The sequence below is a fragment of the Sphingobacterium puteale genome, assembly GCF_050986225.1.
Taxonomy (GTDB): Bacteria; Bacteroidota; Bacteroidia; order Sphingobacteriales; family Sphingobacteriaceae; genus Sphingobacterium; species Sphingobacterium puteale.
Genome location: NZ_CP158959.1, coordinates 6,382,163 through 6,398,637, shown reverse-complemented (window position 1 = coordinate 6,398,637; position 16,475 = coordinate 6,382,163). Strand labels below are relative to the sequence as shown.

The 16,475-nt window shown below is 40.4% G+C and carries 13 protein-coding genes; 4 read left to right on the top strand and 9 right to left on the bottom strand.

What is annotated here, in order from left to right:
* Nucleotides 1-26 precede the first annotated feature (26 nt).
* The 5 genes from ABTV71_RS26510 to ABTV71_RS26490 all read right to left on the bottom strand — a co-directional run bounded on the left by ABTV71_RS26510 (nucleotide 27) and on the right by ABTV71_RS26490 (nucleotide 5,583).
* On the bottom strand, nucleotides 27-692 hold the full coding sequence (locus ABTV71_RS26510; RefSeq protein WP_433901636.1) for an OmpW/AlkL family protein: 666 nt from the start codon (nucleotides 690-692) through the stop codon (nucleotides 27-29).
* A 272-nt stretch (nucleotides 693-964) separates the two neighbouring features.
* Entirely contained in the window at nucleotides 965-2,635 is a 1,671-nt protein-coding gene (locus ABTV71_RS26505) for a glutamine--tRNA ligase/YqeY domain fusion protein (protein WP_433901635.1), read from the bottom strand.
* A 170-nt stretch (nucleotides 2,636-2,805) separates the two neighbouring features.
* The gene (locus ABTV71_RS26500) at nucleotides 2,806-3,453 is read right to left on the bottom strand and encodes a carbonic anhydrase (protein ID WP_108634797.1); all 648 of its coding nucleotides are present in this window, start codon (nucleotides 3,451-3,453) and stop codon (nucleotides 2,806-2,808) included.
* A gap of 78 nt (nucleotides 3,454-3,531) precedes the next feature.
* Nucleotides 3,532-5,067 carry a SulP family inorganic anion transporter gene (locus tag ABTV71_RS26495; RefSeq protein WP_121120748.1) on the bottom strand — a complete coding sequence of 512 codons (1,536 nt, stop codon included), beginning with the start codon at nucleotides 5,065-5,067 and terminating at the stop codon, nucleotides 3,532-3,534.
* Between the two features lie 180 nt (nucleotides 5,068-5,247).
* Nucleotides 5,248-5,583 carry a hypothetical protein gene (locus ABTV71_RS26490; RefSeq protein ID WP_245971225.1) on the bottom strand — a complete coding sequence of 112 codons (336 nt, stop codon included), beginning with the start codon at nucleotides 5,581-5,583 and terminating at the stop codon, nucleotides 5,248-5,250.
* A 170-nt stretch (nucleotides 5,584-5,753) separates the two neighbouring features.
* On the opposite strand from ABTV71_RS26490, the gene ABTV71_RS26485 reads away from it, so the two are divergent.
* The 3 genes from ABTV71_RS26485 to ABTV71_RS26475 all read left to right on the top strand — a co-directional run bounded on the left by ABTV71_RS26485 (nucleotide 5,754) and on the right by ABTV71_RS26475 (nucleotide 9,187).
* Nucleotides 5,754-7,295 carry a helicase HerA-like domain-containing protein gene (locus tag ABTV71_RS26485; RefSeq protein WP_121120747.1) on the top strand — a complete coding sequence of 514 codons (1,542 nt, stop codon included), beginning with the start codon at nucleotides 5,754-5,756 and terminating at the stop codon, nucleotides 7,293-7,295.
* 133 nt (nucleotides 7,296-7,428) lie between these two features.
* Nucleotides 7,429-8,340 (top strand): nucleotidyltransferase family protein, encoded by a 912-nt coding sequence (locus ABTV71_RS26480; RefSeq protein WP_433901634.1) that lies wholly within the window; start codon nucleotides 7,429-7,431, stop codon nucleotides 8,338-8,340.
* Nucleotides 8,341-8,509: 169 nt separating this feature from the next.
* Nucleotides 8,510-9,187, top strand: coding sequence for a TIGR02117 family protein (locus ABTV71_RS26475; RefSeq protein ID WP_433901633.1), 678 nt, complete (start codon nucleotides 8,510-8,512; stop codon nucleotides 9,185-9,187).
* 128 nt (nucleotides 9,188-9,315) lie between these two features.
* On the opposite strand, the gene dnaK is transcribed toward ABTV71_RS26475, so the two are convergent.
* From dnaK to ABTV71_RS26460, 3 genes are all read right to left on the bottom strand, one after another.
* Nucleotides 9,316-11,223 (bottom strand): molecular chaperone DnaK, encoded by a 1,908-nt coding sequence (gene dnaK, locus ABTV71_RS26470; protein WP_433901632.1) that lies wholly within the window; start codon nucleotides 11,221-11,223, stop codon nucleotides 9,316-9,318.
* A gap of 132 nt (nucleotides 11,224-11,355) precedes the next feature.
* Nucleotides 11,356-12,240 carry a GLPGLI family protein gene (locus tag ABTV71_RS26465; RefSeq protein ID WP_433901631.1) on the bottom strand — a complete coding sequence of 295 codons (885 nt, stop codon included), beginning with the start codon at nucleotides 12,238-12,240 and terminating at the stop codon, nucleotides 11,356-11,358.
* On the bottom strand, nucleotides 12,233-14,917 hold the full coding sequence (locus tag ABTV71_RS26460; protein ID WP_433901630.1) for a TonB-dependent receptor: 2,685 nt from the start codon (nucleotides 14,915-14,917) through the stop codon (nucleotides 12,233-12,235). The genes ABTV71_RS26465 and ABTV71_RS26460 overlap by 8 nt, the downstream gene beginning before the upstream one ends.
* Nucleotides 14,918-15,055: 138 nt before the next feature.
* Between ABTV71_RS26460 and ABTV71_RS26455 the strand changes: the two genes are divergently transcribed.
* Nucleotides 15,056-15,610 (top strand): thioredoxin family protein, encoded by a 555-nt coding sequence (locus tag ABTV71_RS26455; protein ID WP_121120741.1) that lies wholly within the window; start codon nucleotides 15,056-15,058, stop codon nucleotides 15,608-15,610.
* Nucleotides 15,611-15,670: 60 nt separating this feature from the next.
* Here ABTV71_RS26455 and ABTV71_RS26450 read toward each other — a convergent pair whose 3' ends face one another.
* The gene (locus ABTV71_RS26450) at nucleotides 15,671-16,369 is read right to left on the bottom strand and encodes an ankyrin repeat domain-containing protein (protein ID WP_433901629.1); all 699 of its coding nucleotides are present in this window, start codon (nucleotides 16,367-16,369) and stop codon (nucleotides 15,671-15,673) included.
* Nucleotides 16,370-16,475: the final 106 nt, after the last annotated feature.

Sequence of the window (16,475 nt, the reverse complement as noted above, 5' to 3'; positions counted from 1 at the left end):
TTTTATATAGGGAGTTTAAAGAAATGCTAGAACTTCATGCCGAATCCGATCCCCAAAAGAAAAGGGTTAATATCAACTTTCGCCGGTATTGATAAGTTCGGGGCCAAGTTGGAAGCATCCACTTGAACATCGGTCTTCAAGAGAATATACTTAGCATCTAAATTCAGGAAATACTTTTCTGAAAGCTTGACATCAATACCGAGCTGTGTGGCAAATCCAAAAGCATTTTCATACTTTACGTTCTTGACCGTGGGGCCATCATTTACACTATAGAAAATTGTATAATTTATCCCTGCACCTACATAGGGCCTGAGGTCTCCATCCGGAAGAAAATGATATTGCGCTGTCAAGGTCGGAGGCAGGAGCCATACACTACCTAAATCTACATTTGCTGAGGGGTTCCCTCCAATGGCACTTAAGTCGGAACCAATGGTTTTGACATTGTGTTTTGTTGTTCCTAAAATCAGCTCTGCGGCGATATTTTTGGTAAAGAAATAAGTGAAATCTAGTTCTGGGATAAATTTTGTGTTGATCGCAATGTCGCCACCAATAGTGCTGATATTGGCCGACTCGTTGGGCATTACCGCGACTCCTCTAAGACGCATCTGCCAGCGTTGCTCAGGACTGTTCTGTGCCTGTAAACTTGAAGCACCGAGTGTAAGTGCAAAAGCAAGAAATAGTAACTTTTTCATGTCGTTAATGGTATTTGTTTGCTGTAAAACTATTTGTTTTAGGGCATTGAGTGAATGACGATAATCAAGTTAAAAACTGAATAAAATAATTTACAGCTTGGCAGAAAAGATGTACCTTTATCATTTGCTATTCTTCCAAATGTGGACAAGCAGTGTTGTCTGTGTATGTTTAAAAAGAGAGAGGACAGATTGGGGGGGTAGGTTATTGTAAGATATAAAAAGCAAAAGGTCGGAATTGTTTCCGACCTTTTGCTTTTTAGCGTTTGGTTTACTTAACCATTTTTCTTTACTTCTTTTCCCCAGGAATCTTTCAACGTCACTGTACGGTTAAAGACCAGATGTGCTGGAGTCGAATGTGTGTCTAACGTAAAGTAACCTAAACGTATAAATTGATATCCTTTACCAGGAGTAGCGTTCGCTAAGTCTGGCTCGATATAGGCACGTTCTACCACATGTAAACTTGCTGGATTGATAGATTCTTTGAAATCTTCAGCTGCTGCTGGATTTTCATCATTGAACAACCTGTCGTACAATCTTACTTCGGCTTCCTTTGCATGAGGAACAGAAATCCAATGGATTGTTCCTTTTACTTTTAGTCCGGAAGTATCCTCACCGGATTTAGAATTAGGGACATAAGTACAATGTACTTCTGTTACCTTTCCATTTTCATCTTTGACGAAATCGTTACAAGTAACGATGTAAGCGTGTTTTAGACGAACCGAAAGCCCAGGACCAAGACGGAAGAATTTTTTTGGGGCATCTTCCATAAAATCTTCTCGCTCTATCCATAGTTCCTTGGAAAAAGGTATGATCCTGTGGCCTTCACCACCTTCAACTTCGGGGTTATTTTCACCGACTAAATCTTCTACTTGGCCATCTTGATAATTTGTGATCACTAATTTAATCGGATCGAGCACAGCCATTCTACGCCAGGCGGTTTTGTTGAGATCCTCACGGATGCAGAATTCCAATAGACTGACGTCAATCATGTTTTCACGCTTTTGAACGCCGATCTTATCGCAGAAGTTACGAATACTCGCGGGAGTATATCCTCTTCTTCTCAAGCCAGAGATTGTTGGCATACGGGGGTCATCCCAGCTTTCAACAAACTTATCATTGACCAATTGCAATAGTTTACGTTTGCTCATGACCGTATATGTCATGTTTAAGCGTGCAAATTCATATTGTTTGGACGGGAAAATTTCCAGCTTTTCAATACACCAATCGTAAAGTGGGCGATGTGGAATAAATTCAAGTGTACAGATCGAATGTGTGATTTTCTCAATGGAATCCGATTGTCCATGGGCAAAATCATACATTGGATAGATGCACCATTGATTTCCTGTTCGATGATGGTGGGCATGTTTGATGCGGTACAACAATGGATCACGTAGGTGCATATTTGGACTGGCCAAATCTATTTTTGCACGGAGCACTTTCTCACCATCCTTATATTTTCCTGCGCGCATATCTGCGAATAAGTCCAGGTTTTCTGTTATAGACCGGTCGCGGTACGGCGTTGGAATACCAGGTTCTATCGGCGTACCTTTTGCTGCCGCAATTTCTTCCGCGGTGCTATCATCCACGTAAGCAAGTCCTTTTTTTATAAGTTCAACAGCGTAGCCGTAAAGTGTTTCAAAGTAATCTGAAGTATATAATTCTTCTGCCCACTGGAATCCTAACCATTGAATATCTTTTTTGATGCTTTCAACATACTCGGTATCCTCAGTGACAGGATTAGTGTCGTCAAAACGTAGATTAGTCTTGCCATTATACTGCTGTGCTAATCCAAAATTTAAACAGATGGATTTGGCGTGACCAATGTGGAGGTAACCATTTGGTTCAGGAGGAAAACGTGTCAATACACGTCCGCCATGTTTTCCTGTACGAAGATCTTCTTCGACAATTTCCTCGATAAAATTTAATGATTTTTCTTCACTCATAATACAAAGTTAATTATTAGAAGCGAGATATTAGCTAGGATATGATAGATATTCAGCTTAGTCTGAGCAGGTAATCAATCGAAAAATACCCGCTATACTCACGACTGCTGGCGCAGCGATGATGTGAAATAAAAAAGGGACGATCTTCGTCCCTTTTTACCGATTTGTTACTATTTGAAAGCGAATACCTTTCCAAGGGATTCATTGCTTGTAAAAGTACAACTTTGATCAATCAATTGACCTGTTCCGATATTGATTACCATACCATGCACGGCAAGTGCCTGGCCATTTTTCCATGCATTCTGGATGATGGATGTAGAACAAAGATTAAAAACCTGTTCTTTGACATTGAGTTCAACTAAGCGGTCTACTTTCTTTTCATTCTCTTCGATACCATCAATCTCTTCGCTATGCAAACGGTATACATCTTTGATGTGACCAAGCCAGTTATCAATGATACCGTATTGATTGCGGCTTAAAGATGCGGCCACACCACCACAGCCATAGTGTCCAGCTACGATAACATGTTTTACTTTTAACACGTTGACGGCATAATCCAGTACACTCAATAAACTCATGTCTGAGTGGATGACCATATTGGCAATGTTGCGGTGTACAAAGACCTCCCCGGGTTTTGTACCAGTCAATTCATTGGCCGGTACACGGCTGTCTGCACAACCAATCCAAAGAATTTCGGGATTTTGACCTTTTGCAAGTTGTTGGAAACGTCCTGTGGTATCATTTTTTACAAAATCCATCCACTCTTTGTTCCCTTTAATAATATTGTCAAATCCTATTTTTAAATCTTTATTTTCCATATTCTCTATTTGCCCAAAGGCGTTTTTTCAATTTTATATTAATACAAATTTCTAAATCTATTGTTCATTTGGAACAAATTATTTTTTATATACGACCTGTAAAAGCTCGATTTCCTTGCCTTTACTTTTTGCGTTCTGTTCGAAGTCCTTGATGACTTCAATCACGTCCTTGTCGATAAATTTGCTGAATGTCCCATCGATACGGATCTTACTGACTGATTTTGGCAAACTATACAGTTTCTGTTGGATAGGTACCTTATTCAGAAATGACACTTCCTCCGCTAATGTGATCACTGCCTTATCTTCTTCGTTGTCTTTTTCGATCTTATACTTAAAGGCATTTTTCATATTGGCCCGTAGGATATAGAATGTAGCCACTACGATTCCGATCCCAACACCCATTAATAGATCTGTCATTACAATAGCTACAATAGTCACGAAAAATGGAATGAATTGGTCCAGCCCTTTTCGATACATTGAAGTAAATAGACTCGGCTTAGCCAATTTATAGCCTGTGTGCAATAGAATGGCAGCAAGACATGCCAAAGGAATCATATTTAACATAGTCGGAATAGCCAACATGGCAACAAGTAGCCAAATACCATGCATGATGGCTGACTGTCTTGTCTTTCCGCCCGCATTGACATTGGCTGATGAGCGTACAATAACAGAGGTCAATGGCAAACCGCCCAAAAGTCCACTGGTCATATTCCCGATTCCTTGTGCGACTAATTCACGGTTAGTCGGCGTATTACGTTTATAGGGGTCAATCTTGTCGACTGCTTCAATACTCAATAATGTTTCGAGACTGGCGATGATCGCAATGGTAAATGCAGCTATCCAAACATCCTTGTTGACAATCTGCGTGAAATCAGGTAAAGTGAACAAGCCTGTAAATTCAGCAAATGAGCCAACAATCGGAACAAGAACAAACTGTTTGTCAAGTAGCTGAAAGGAAGAGCCCTGAAAAAGATAGGCTAAGCCTACGCCAACGATCACAACAACCAATGGTGCTGGCACCTTATTCAATTTCGGAATCGCTGGCCAAAAAATTAAGATCGCTAAGGATAGGGCACAGATAATCAATGCGCCAAAATTGATGGCTGAGGCAATGGTGTCAAAATATGCCCCTATACCGTGTCCATTGTCCAATTCAAAAGCGTGTGTTTCGATTAATCCCAATGCCAAAGGGATTTGTTTCATAATAATGGTAATACCGATAGCGGCCAACATGCCGACAATAACGGCGGAGGGGAAATAATTTCCGATCATACCCGCCTTTAAAATGCCAAGGATCACCTGGACCACACCTGCGATGACAACCGCAAGAAGGAAGGTTTCATAAGCGCCTAAGCTCTGAATTGCACCTAGAACAATAACTGTGAGACCTGCAGCCGGTCCACTTACACTGAGTGGTGATTTACTGATTGAAGCAACAACGATTCCACCAATTACACCAGTCAATAATCCTGCAAACAATGGCGCACCTGAGGCCATTGCAATTCCCAAACATAATGGAAGTGCCACCAAAAACACCACAACACTAGCAGGGAAATCATATTTTAAGTCTCTTTTCGAAAGTTTCAGAAAAGCCGACGTACGAGTTCCAAACATAAAATTTGTGTTTATCTGTATAATAAATTTTCTCAAAGCCGCCTATTGCGATAGCAATGGGTACCGATTGAAGGGCACTCGATGCTTTTGCATTGGCGTTATCAGGAAAAATCAATAAGAGGCCGCATACTGGGATTCAGCATGTGGATAATTTGAATACATCCCATAAGGATGTATTTATTAACAGTTAGGAGGCGGCGTTGGAACCGTAGGATGGAAAGCTAAAATGCTTTTCTCGTTTTTTAGGTAATTCTTTTGTTTTCCTTGGTTCTCAACTAGGATTGTTTCGAATACAATGGGTTCGTCAGTTTTTGTATTGAAAAATTTTGAGGCAGTCTCAAGCGTATCTGTGCTTGCGCCATTGTTGTTCTCGATTTCTATTTGTAAAACAATTTGAAGGATCGTGTTTTGATCTAAACTATTGGAAAAAATAGGCGATATAGAGATGGCCATCTTTGTAAAAAAGATGATCGCACATAAGAATGCTGCCACAAATCTAAATCTCTTATTTAACATTTTTTAGTACCTTTAATGATATTGTTTTACATGGTAAAAATAACAATTCTATGTTAATTTCAAATTAAAAGTACATAAAAAATGAAATTTGGCACGAAATTGTGACGAAAAGATTATTTTTTGGAAAATTTTCAATAGTGTTTATAAATTATAAATGTTAAGCCTTTTCTATGGCAAATAAAGAACAATTTATCGAGAAGGTTCAAGCTTCTTATAACCCCAAGGGGGCTTTTATATATTTGGGAGCTGGTATTTTGAATGGTGAAATTTTAGCCGAAGCAAGGGTCAATCTGGCGCTGAAGATGATGAATCGCCATGGACTGATTGCCGGTGCCACAGGAACAGGGAAAACGCGGACGCTTCAACTGATTGCTGAGCAGTTATCGGATGCCTCCGTGCCTGTATTTATGCTGGATGTAAAAGGCGACCTTTCTGGTCTTGCCGTTCCCGGTGTTACCAATCAAGCTTTACTGGATCGCGGAAATGCGGTCGGGATACCCTTTGAACCGGCAAGTTTTCCGGTAGAACTGTATTCACTGTCGGGCAACAAAGGAATTCCGATGCGGATTACGATAGGTGATTTTGGACCGGTCTTGTTGGGCCGGATTCTGGAGCTGAATGAAACACAGACCGGAGTTTTGGCGGCCATGTTTAAGTATGCCCAAGATCATCAGATGCCATTGATAGATTTTAATGATACCAAGAAATTATTAACCTATCTTTCTGATGGTCCCGGAAGTGAAGAGATCAAGAATGATTATGGGAAGATCAGTTCAGCAAGTTCGGGGACGATCCTGCGTAAGATCGTCGCTTTGGAACAACAGGGACTTGCCCATATCTTTGGTGAGAAGGAATTTGATATCAATGACTTATTTCAGAAAGTTGATGGCAAAGGTATGATCAGTTTGCTCAATATTTCCGATGTACAGGATCAGCCCGTGCTTTATTCGACATTTTTATTGAGCTTACTCGCCCAGCTATTTAAGAATATGCCCGAAGTAGGGGATCTGGACAAGCCCAAATTGGTGTTTTTCTTTGATGAGGCGCACCTACTTTTCAACGGGGCTTCCAAAGCCTTTTTAACGCAAGTTGATCAGATTATCCGCCTTATCCGCTCCAAGGGTATTGGTGTGTTTTTCTGTACACAGTCTCCGACAGATGTTCCGGAATCCGTATTGGCGCAACTGGGAAACCGTGTACAACACGCTTTGCGGGCCTTTACACCCAATGATGCCGAAAATCTGAAAAAGACAGTTAAAACCTATCCCAAATCAGACTTTTATGAGATTGATCAGATTTTGACTTCTTTGGGTACCGGTCAGGCCTTAATTACTGTGCTGAATGATAAGGGTATTCCCACAGAGGTAGTGGCGACCCATTTGGTACCTGCCCGTGCTGTGATGGGGCCTGCAGACGATGTGACAATCAATCAGATTATTAATCAGTCAGACCTGAAGGTAAAATATCAGCAAAGACAGGAAAATCGTTCGGCGGCTGAGATGATCGACGAAAAAATGCAGGTCGTGCAACAGGAGGAACAGCGCGCAGCAGCGGAGAAAGAATCCGCCAAAGCCGCCAGGCCGACATCAAGAAGACAAACACCGTTGGAAGCCGCGCAGCGTACAGCGACAACGACGCTTGCACGAGAAGGGGTCAAGCTTTTGGGTAAATTGGCAACAGGGCTATTGAACGCATTCTTAAAGAAGAAATAATACTAATTTTTTGATAATTTTCGTTCCGATAAGCTATTTTTAGAAACCGATTGGTACTTAGCTAAATTTGCTATTAAGGGCAAATTTAGCTAAGTTTGCGGACGAAAAGAAGTTCTATTAACACAATTTAAATATGAGTAAACCAACCCTTTTGATTTTGGCAGCAGGAATGGCTAGCCGGTATGGTTCTTTAAAACAAGTAGATAGTTTTGGCCCACACGGCGAGACAATTATTGACTATTCAATCTATGATGCCATTCGCGCAGGATTTGGAAAAGTGGTATTCATTATTCGGGAAGAATTCCTGGAGAAGATGAAAGACGTTTTTGATAAAAAATTGGAAGGTAAAATAGAAGTAGACTACGCTTTTCAAGATTTTGATTTATCGAAATTCGGCGTGAATCACGTCATTGAAAGAACGAAACCTTGGGGCACAGCACATGCTGTCATGAGCGCTAAGGATAAGGTGAACGAACCATTCTGTGTGATCAATGCAGATGATTTCTATGGTTCGGATTCTTTTGACAAAATGGCTAAGTTTTTAACGACTGAAGTTTCAGACGAGCAGATGTCATTGATGGGCTTCCAGGTCGGAAATACAATGTCTGATTACGGGTATGTATCTCGCGGTGTCTGCGAAGTTAGTGCTTCTGGACATATGGAAAGTGTTACCGAGCGTACCAATATCTATTACAAAGGTGAGGGCGATGATCGTAAAATTGTTTATGAGGAAAATGGCGTTGAATACGATTTGGATCCACAGACACGCGTATCGATGAACTTTTGGGGCTTTACACCAAAAATATTTGAAGTCGCGCAAGCGATGTTCCCTGCTTTTGTTGAGGAAAACAAAGAGAATTTAAAGGCAGAGTTCTTTATTCCTTCGGTTCCAGATTATATGGTGAAACATAAACTGGCGGATTTTAAAGTAATCCCTACTTCATCAAAATGGTTTGGAGTGACCTATAAGGAGGATAAACCTATCGTGCAGGAATCAATTTCTAAATTGGTTGCCGATGGTGTATATCCTGAGAAGTTATTTTAAAAGCTAGCAGAAATAGCTTATATTGAACCTGTGTTGGCAACAATACAGGTTTTTTTGTGCCTAATCGAGCAGATGTTGCGAATGGCAGTCGTGTTGTAGGAAATGGAAGCATTGGGGTGGCCAAGATTATACCCACATGTTGGATTATGATAAAAAATGAATGATTTAAATGAAAAAAATACTTAAGGTGTTAGGATACATTATTTTAGGAATTATAGGGTTTTGTGTTTTATATATTGTTGCTGAGTATTGTCTGTCCCGACTCTCCGCATCATCTAAAGAGATTTCTACAGATCAGGCCATTCAGGTGTTTGTCAAATCCAATGGTGTACACACGGATATTGTGTTGCCGGTCGTTATGAAAGAGCTGGATTGGTCCAATGTGTTTCCTTATGCCAATACGGTCGGTAAAAAAACAGGCTATCAGTATATGGGGATAGGTTGGGGGGATAAGGGTTTTTATTTAGATACACCAGAATGGAAAGACCTTAAGGCATCTACGGCTTTTGTGGCAGCCTTTGGATTGGGCCAATCAGCAATGCATGTCACCTACTATAATGCCATGCAAGAAAATGAGTTGTGTTTTGGGTATAAAATAAGTGAGGAACAATATCGCACATTGGTAAAGTACATCTATGACTCTTTGGATTTTCGTGAAGGTAAACCCATATTGGTCGAGACAGATGCACAGTATGACGATGCAGATGCCTTTTACGAAGCGAAGGGTGCTTATAGCATGTTCTATTCCTGTAATACCTGGACAAACAATGCGTTGAAAAAAGCAGCTATGCCAGCGGGAATCTGGGCGACACTGGACAAAGGTATATTGAGCCATTATCGTAAATAGTAACAGTCCATTTTTTCAGAAAAATAGATAAGCAGTTCTTTATTTTTCTGAAAAAATGGACTGTTCTTAAAAGAAAAAAGCTCCGGACATGAACATGTCTGGAGCTTTTGTTTTATCAGGAAAAGTGATTATTTCACTTCTTCGTAATCTACGTCAGTTACGTCATCACCACCTTGTTGGCTTCCGCCTTGTGCTTGACCAGCATCTCCTTGAGGTTGTTGTGCACCACCTTGAGAAGCTGCATACATCTCTTCAGAAGCTGCGTTCCAAGCATTTTGCAATTCTTCAGAAGCTGCATCAATATCAGCGAAGTTTTTAGCTTCATAAGCTGCTTTTAATTTTGTTAAGCCAGCTTCGATAGGAGCTTTCTTATCTGCTGAAATTTTGTCTCCATATTCTTTCAATTGTTTTTCAGTTGAGAAGATCAGGGCATCAGCTGCATTTACTTTGTCAGCTTCTTCTTTCATTTTTTTGTCAGCATCCGCATTTGCTTCAGCTTCTTCTTTCATGCGTTTGATTTCGTCATCAGATAAACCTGAAGATGCTTCAATACGGATGTTTTGCTCTTTGCCAGTTGCTTTATCTTTTGCTGACACTTTGATGATACCGTTGGCATCAATGTCAAAAGTAACTTCAATTTGAGGCACTCCACGAGGTGCAGGCGGGATATCGTTCAAATGGAAACGACCGATCGTACGGTTTTGGTTTGCCATTGGACGCTCACCCTGTAAGATGTGGATTTCCACAGATGGCTGGTTGTCCGAAGCTGTCGAGAATGTTTCCGATTTTTTAGTCGGGATAGTCGTATTTGCTTCAATCAATTTGGTCATCACACCACCCATTGTTTCAATACCCAAGGAAAGTGGCGTTACGTCCAATAATAGTACATCTTTTACTTCACCAGTCAATACACCACCTTGGATTGCAGCACCTAAAGCAACAACTTCGTCAGGGTTTACGCCTTTAGAAGGCTCTTTTCCGAAGAAAGCTTTTACCGCGTCAACAATTGCCGGGATACGTGTAGAACCACCTACTAAGATAATTTCGTCGATATCTGATTTGCTGAAACCAGCATTTTTCAAAGCAGACTCACAAGGAGCAATTGTTCTCTTGATCAAGTCAGCTGCCAAAGCCTCAAATTTAGCACGGGATAAAGTACGAACTAAGTGTTTTGGACCAGTTGCATCTGCCGTGATATATGGCAAGTTGATTTCAGTGGAAGTTGCACTTGATAATTCAATTTTCGCTTTTTCAGCAGCTTCTTTCAAACGTTGCAAGGCCATTGGGTCTTTTTTCAAGTCAAAGCCATTGTTTTCGTTTTTGAATTCTTCATTTAACCAGTTGATGATCACGTTATCGAAGTCATCACCACCAAGGTGTGTATCACCGTCAGTAGATTTTACTTCAAATACACCATCACCTAATTCTAACACAGAAACGTCATGTGTACCACCACCACAGTCAAACACAACGATTTTCATATCTTTATGTGCTTTATCCAAACCGTAAGCTAAAGCAGCGGCAGTAGGTTCGTTGATGATACGTTTAACAGATAAACCAGCGATTTCACCAGCTTCTTTTGTTGCTTGACGTTGCGCATCGTTGAAGTATGCAGGTACTGTAATAACCGCTTCTGTTACTTCTTGACCTAAGAAATCTTCAGCAGTTTTCTTCATTTTTTGAAGAATCATCGCAGAGATCTCTTGTGGTGTGTATTTACGGTCGTCAATTTCTACGCGCGGTGTATTGTTGTCACCTTTAACGATTTTATAAGGTACGTGTTCAGCTTCTTTTAAGGCCTCATCATATGAAAGTCCCATAAAACGTTTTATAGAATAAATAGTTTTATGTGGATTAGTAATTGCTTGACGTTTAGCTGGGTCACCAACTTTACGTTCGCCACCTTCTACGAAAGCTACAATGGAAGGAGTGGTACGCTTACCTTCGTTATTCGTAATTACTACAGGCTCGTTACCTTCCATTACGGCAACACATGAGTTTGTAGTACCTAAGTCAATTCCTATAATTTTAGACATATCTTGTATTTTAATTTTTTACTTAAATAAATTCTATCACTCTATTATCAACCCTTATGCCAATCCGAATGTTTTGTAAAAAAATCACTATTTGTCATCAATTTGTCCTTAGGTACTGCCAAACTGACATTTTCAATAGACAAGTTGCTCCAAGATCCGTTTTTTTGCAGACTCATTTTGACGATTACGTGGCATATATCTGCCAAAGAGCGCCGAAAATTCCTCCAATTTCATCTGCTTTGATTTTTTGTCCCGCCAATCTGTGGGAACAAGATTATTGGTATAAGCGATATTTGTTGCCCAGTATTGGATGTGCATCTCAGGTATGACCAGCCCCAATATCATGCCCGGAAGACCATGGCTCAGGGCAGGACCTGCAGAGACCGGTATTTCTTCGGCATAGTAGGCAATCAGATAAAGGGAGTCTTTGGTAGCCCCATTTACTCTTCGGCAGTTGATGCCAGCAATATTGCGAAATTCCTCGGTAAAGCGCCAGGTGATGCTATCCAAGGTTTCGGAAAGCAAATATTTCTCGTCAATATCCAATTGAATGTCTGCTCTCCCGGCTTTTAAATCCTGATAGAGTACTTTTCCATTTTTACTGGCTCCGCCTCTGAGCATACCTCGTTGGGTTCCGCCGCCTCCACCACGCGAGCCGCCTTGATTTCTGCCGCCTCGGCCACCTGTAGTAATGCTTGGAGCTCGCATTTTGCCATCACCGTTCTGCTTTTCGGTACTTGTGCTCTCTTCGGGCATGAGTACGGTAGCATTCTCATCAAAGTATAGGTTCATTCGATCCGTGTGCGAGTCCGGCATCTTATCGAGGTGCTCCATAAAGCCCATGCCCCGATCCATCATTTTGGAGCTCATGTCATTGGACATTTGTCGCATGCGGGCTTTTGTATACGTCACCTTGTCAAAACTAATGGTCCCCCTATTGCCAAAATAGGCGTATTGTGCCTGGAGAGATAACCCGCTAAGACAGCAGATAATAATGGTTAAATATGTTTTAATCATTGCTTTTTCCTAAATATTTATTAAAATCCCATTTGACGCCAACTAAAAAATACTGCGTCAATACCTGTTGGGTGGATTCCGAGTAATTGGTATCACTGCCATTACGACGTGTATTGTTAAACGTATTAAAGAGGTCAAAGGCTTTCAGGCTGACTGTCAGACTTTCGTCTTTCAATACCTTTTTCTCTAGTTCCAGGTTGGTATAAAATTGATTAATTGATTTCTTGTACAGTTTAGTAGGCCCAGTATAGCTATAGTAAATGTTCGTCATGATGTTAAATTTCTTCGGTAGAAAATACTTGATATAACCCGAAGCCCCACCTTCAAAATTAGTTGCGTTATATTGTGTGTTTATTGAATTTTGTTGTGCATTGAGGCCTGCATTCACCGAGAGGTCAAAATCAAATCCTTCTGAATTTTGCTCATTTAAACTCGATCCAAGGCTGAAAGAGGTGTTTTTTGAATTGTTTAGTAGAAACTCATCTTGGGATTGGCCGCTTTCAAATTTAGTGTAGCTATAACTATTGTTATAGCTGATGTTTGCACTTTTATTGAAGTTAATGCGACGGTTGGCCAGAGGTTGCATGTGATTGATGTTCAATCTGCCGTTCCAGTTCGATTTGCCGGATAAATTTTCATAGCTACTGATCTGAGCTGAGTTCTCCATGACCGTTGTTTTGTTCACAATTGGATTATTGACAAAAGAGAAATTCCCGTTCACGTTAATGTTGGTTCCCTTCAATAAGCTGAAGGCATTATAATTTGCCGAAATATTGTTGTTGACAGCCCGTTTGAGGTCTGGATTACCAATCTGTTGAAACAATGGGTTTGTTTGGGGCTGCAGTGGCTGTAGCTGATCAAATGAAGGAATGATATTCGAACTCTGGTAGGCCAGCCGGATATTTTTACTGTTTGAAATCCGGTAATTGGCATCGAAGTTTAGATTGTTGTCCCAAAAATTCCTTGAAAGGTTTATACCCCGGTCACTATCGCTTAACTTTTGATTTTTGTAGAATGTCCGGTTGGAGAGATTGACCTCAAATTTATCCTTTCGATAAGACAAATGCACATTGACGCCCTGGTTGGTATTGTTGTCGATCTGATTTTTAGAGTATAATGAATCTTTCACATCAGTGGCCATGTCTTTTGATATCTGTTCATTCCTGTTGTTTGACTGATTGAAGCTGTAGCCCAAAGCTAAATTCATGGCATCATTTAGTCTGTTGTTGAAATTCAGTGAGGTAGAAAAGTTATTGCCTTTATTGTTAATACGTCGATTTTGGTTAATATCTGTCGTGTCGCTACTTTTATAGAGAATAGTTTTAGAATTTATCTTGCTGTCCGAAGTTGATTCATTATAGTTGTTGCCGACCATTAAATTTAATGAACTGCCCGCTTTGAGTCTTTTTCTATAATTCAGGCGAAAATTATTGCTCTGGCTCGATGTATTTGATTCATTTTTCTCCTTGAAGGAGCTAACTGAATCTCTTGCAGCATCTGTGGTGAAACTTTCTGACTCGCTAAAACTGAAATTATTTGACCAATTTCCGTTGGCTTGAAGTTCTATATTTTGGGTTGAATCCAGTCGCATGGAGAGATTGGATCTGACACCATTGCTTCTTGCGCTATTTTCGTTGTAATTTTTGCTATTTCGTTCTAAGATCGAGTTATCAGGGAGAATGTTTTTGTTGTAATTTTCCGACTGATTTTTGTTGCTGCTGTTATTGTAATTGTAATTGGCATTTACCTTTAAAGCCTTTTTGAGAAACTGGTTTTCGTAGTTAGCGCCGAGAGATGTGTTCAGTGGTTGGCCTGTAATCTGGTTGTTCATCCGTAAAGAGCCTTCACGGCTATTGGAGCTTCCCATATTATTGTGATTGGCGGTGATGCCAATGCGTTCAGTCTGGTTGAATTTAGCTGCAAACAAATTTCCGGCGTAGAGTTCTTTTGTTCCGCCTAATACTTCCGCATTTCCGAAGATACCCTTTCTGGCCTTTTCTTTTAATACGACATTGACTGTCTGAATACGAACACCGTCATCTATGCCCGAAAGTTCGGCCTCTTCTGATTTTTTCTCGTACAATTGCACTTTATCCACTGCATCGGCGCGGACATTCCGGATGGCAATTTTAGGGTCATAGCCAAAAAACTCTTCGCCATCGATAAAGACTTTCTGTACTGTTTTGCCCTGAGCGGTTATATTGCCGTCACCCGACACCGTGAAACCGGGCAATCTTCGAAAAAGATCTTCGAGTTTTGCATTTTTCTCGGTAGCGAAACTCGCCGCATCATATTCTATTGTGTCCCCTTTAAGCGTTATGGGTAATCGGCGTGTTATAATAACTTCCTCCAATACATTTCTTTGCGAATTGATTTTAATGTCGTTGAGATCAATGTCCTGATCTCTGACATCAATAGTGTCACTATAAAGTTCAAATTTGGGATAAGTAGCCAGAATTATATAGCTTCCCGGTTTGATGTTTTTGATCTGAAATTTTCCTTCTTCATTGGCTCTGTTAAAATAACGGAGCACGGAGTCTCTGTTTAGCAAGATGACCGAGGCATTGGTCAAAGGCTTATTGTCAGCTTTATCTAAAATCTTCCCCTTGATGCTCGTTTGGGAATAAGCGGTGCTGATTATGAAAATTAATAGAAATAATGGAATTAATCTTTTCATTTACTGGTTGTATCTGCCAAAGATAATTTAGTTAATTGTTAATAAGTGTGAAATCTTATGGGGGAATGTAAAATCTTTGGTATATAGAATTTTTGAGAAAGTTGGATCTAAAAATTACCTTTGCACAAAATTGATGTTATGACGTTCGAAAATTATTTGCAACAATTCGAAGATATATTGAATCATCCTGAAAATCACCCGACCTACCAGGATGACGAATATTATCAATACACTAAAATGAACTGGACAAGAATGGGGCGTTGGTTAAAACGTTTTGAGCCAAGCGAGGCGTTTCAGCAGTTTGTCAACACGATTTCGGAAAAACAACAATGGATCATTATTACTGAACCTTGGTGCGGCGATGCAGCACATTCCGTACCAATGCTTACCAAAATGGCCGCTCAAAATCCCAATATTACTGTCGATATCCAATTGCGTGATAGTGCTCCTTTTTTAATAGATTCGTATTTAACAAACGGCGGAAAATCAATCCCGATTCTAATCATTCGAAATCAGGAGGGTGCAGATTTGGCAGTCTGGGGACCCCGACCAAAGGGCTGTCAAGACCTATTCTTGAGCTTGAAGGAACAAGGAAAAGATTTCTCTGATATTAAAGAAGAGATTCAAAAATGGTACAACACGGATAAGGGAGTGGAGATCCAAAAAGAGATTCAGGCACTTTTGCAGAAATAGAAGATTAGTGCCAAAAAAGGCGGTGCCGAAAATGCTTAGTCCAGGGAGTAAGCAGATACTTTATTGCCCGTTGCCTTTCGTTTCCAGTAAGGCAACAATTTTATTAAATCCTTTTTTTCTTGCGTGCTCAACCGGGGTTATGCCTTCATGGTCGGCGATATTTTTATCGCTGTTGGCGTCCAGTAGTATCTGGACAATATCCACATATTTTTGACTGCCATCCCCAAGTATGATTGCCTCCAACAATCCGGTCCAGCCTAATCTATTTATATGGTCTATAGGGAACCCTTTTGTATTAGCCAATAGTCTTACAGTCTCCACATGACCGCGTTCGCAGGCCGGAATAAGTGCTGTACCATTGTACCGATTGAAAATCTTGAAATCCGCACCGTGATCGAGGTAAAGTTTAACTAGTTCAGTATAGCCCGAAGCACCAGCATATAGGAATGGACTATTTAGGATATTGTCCTGAAGGTTGACGTTTGCTCCATGCGCAAGAAGCAATTTTGCCATGGCTAGATCTTTCTTTTCAGTTGCAACTAATAATAGCGGCTTGGAATCATTCCCTTTTTGGTTTGCATCGGCGCCAGCTTCCAATAGTTTTTTTGCTATGGTAAGCTGTCCCTTCGAAACAGCTTCAACGATGTTGTTCTGCGTCATGTTGTCCTGATTTGTACTGTCTATACTTTTACATTGTACCTGTAGTGTCGAAAAAGATATAATGGTGAGTAGGATTATCTTGATATACAGTTTTTTCATCTGCTAGCTGTCTTAATGATCTTTTTAGCCCTCTTAGACTCTTCATGTAATTTTACCTATTACAAATTTAATCACCAACTGAGCTGTTGTTTTGTTAGATTTATAT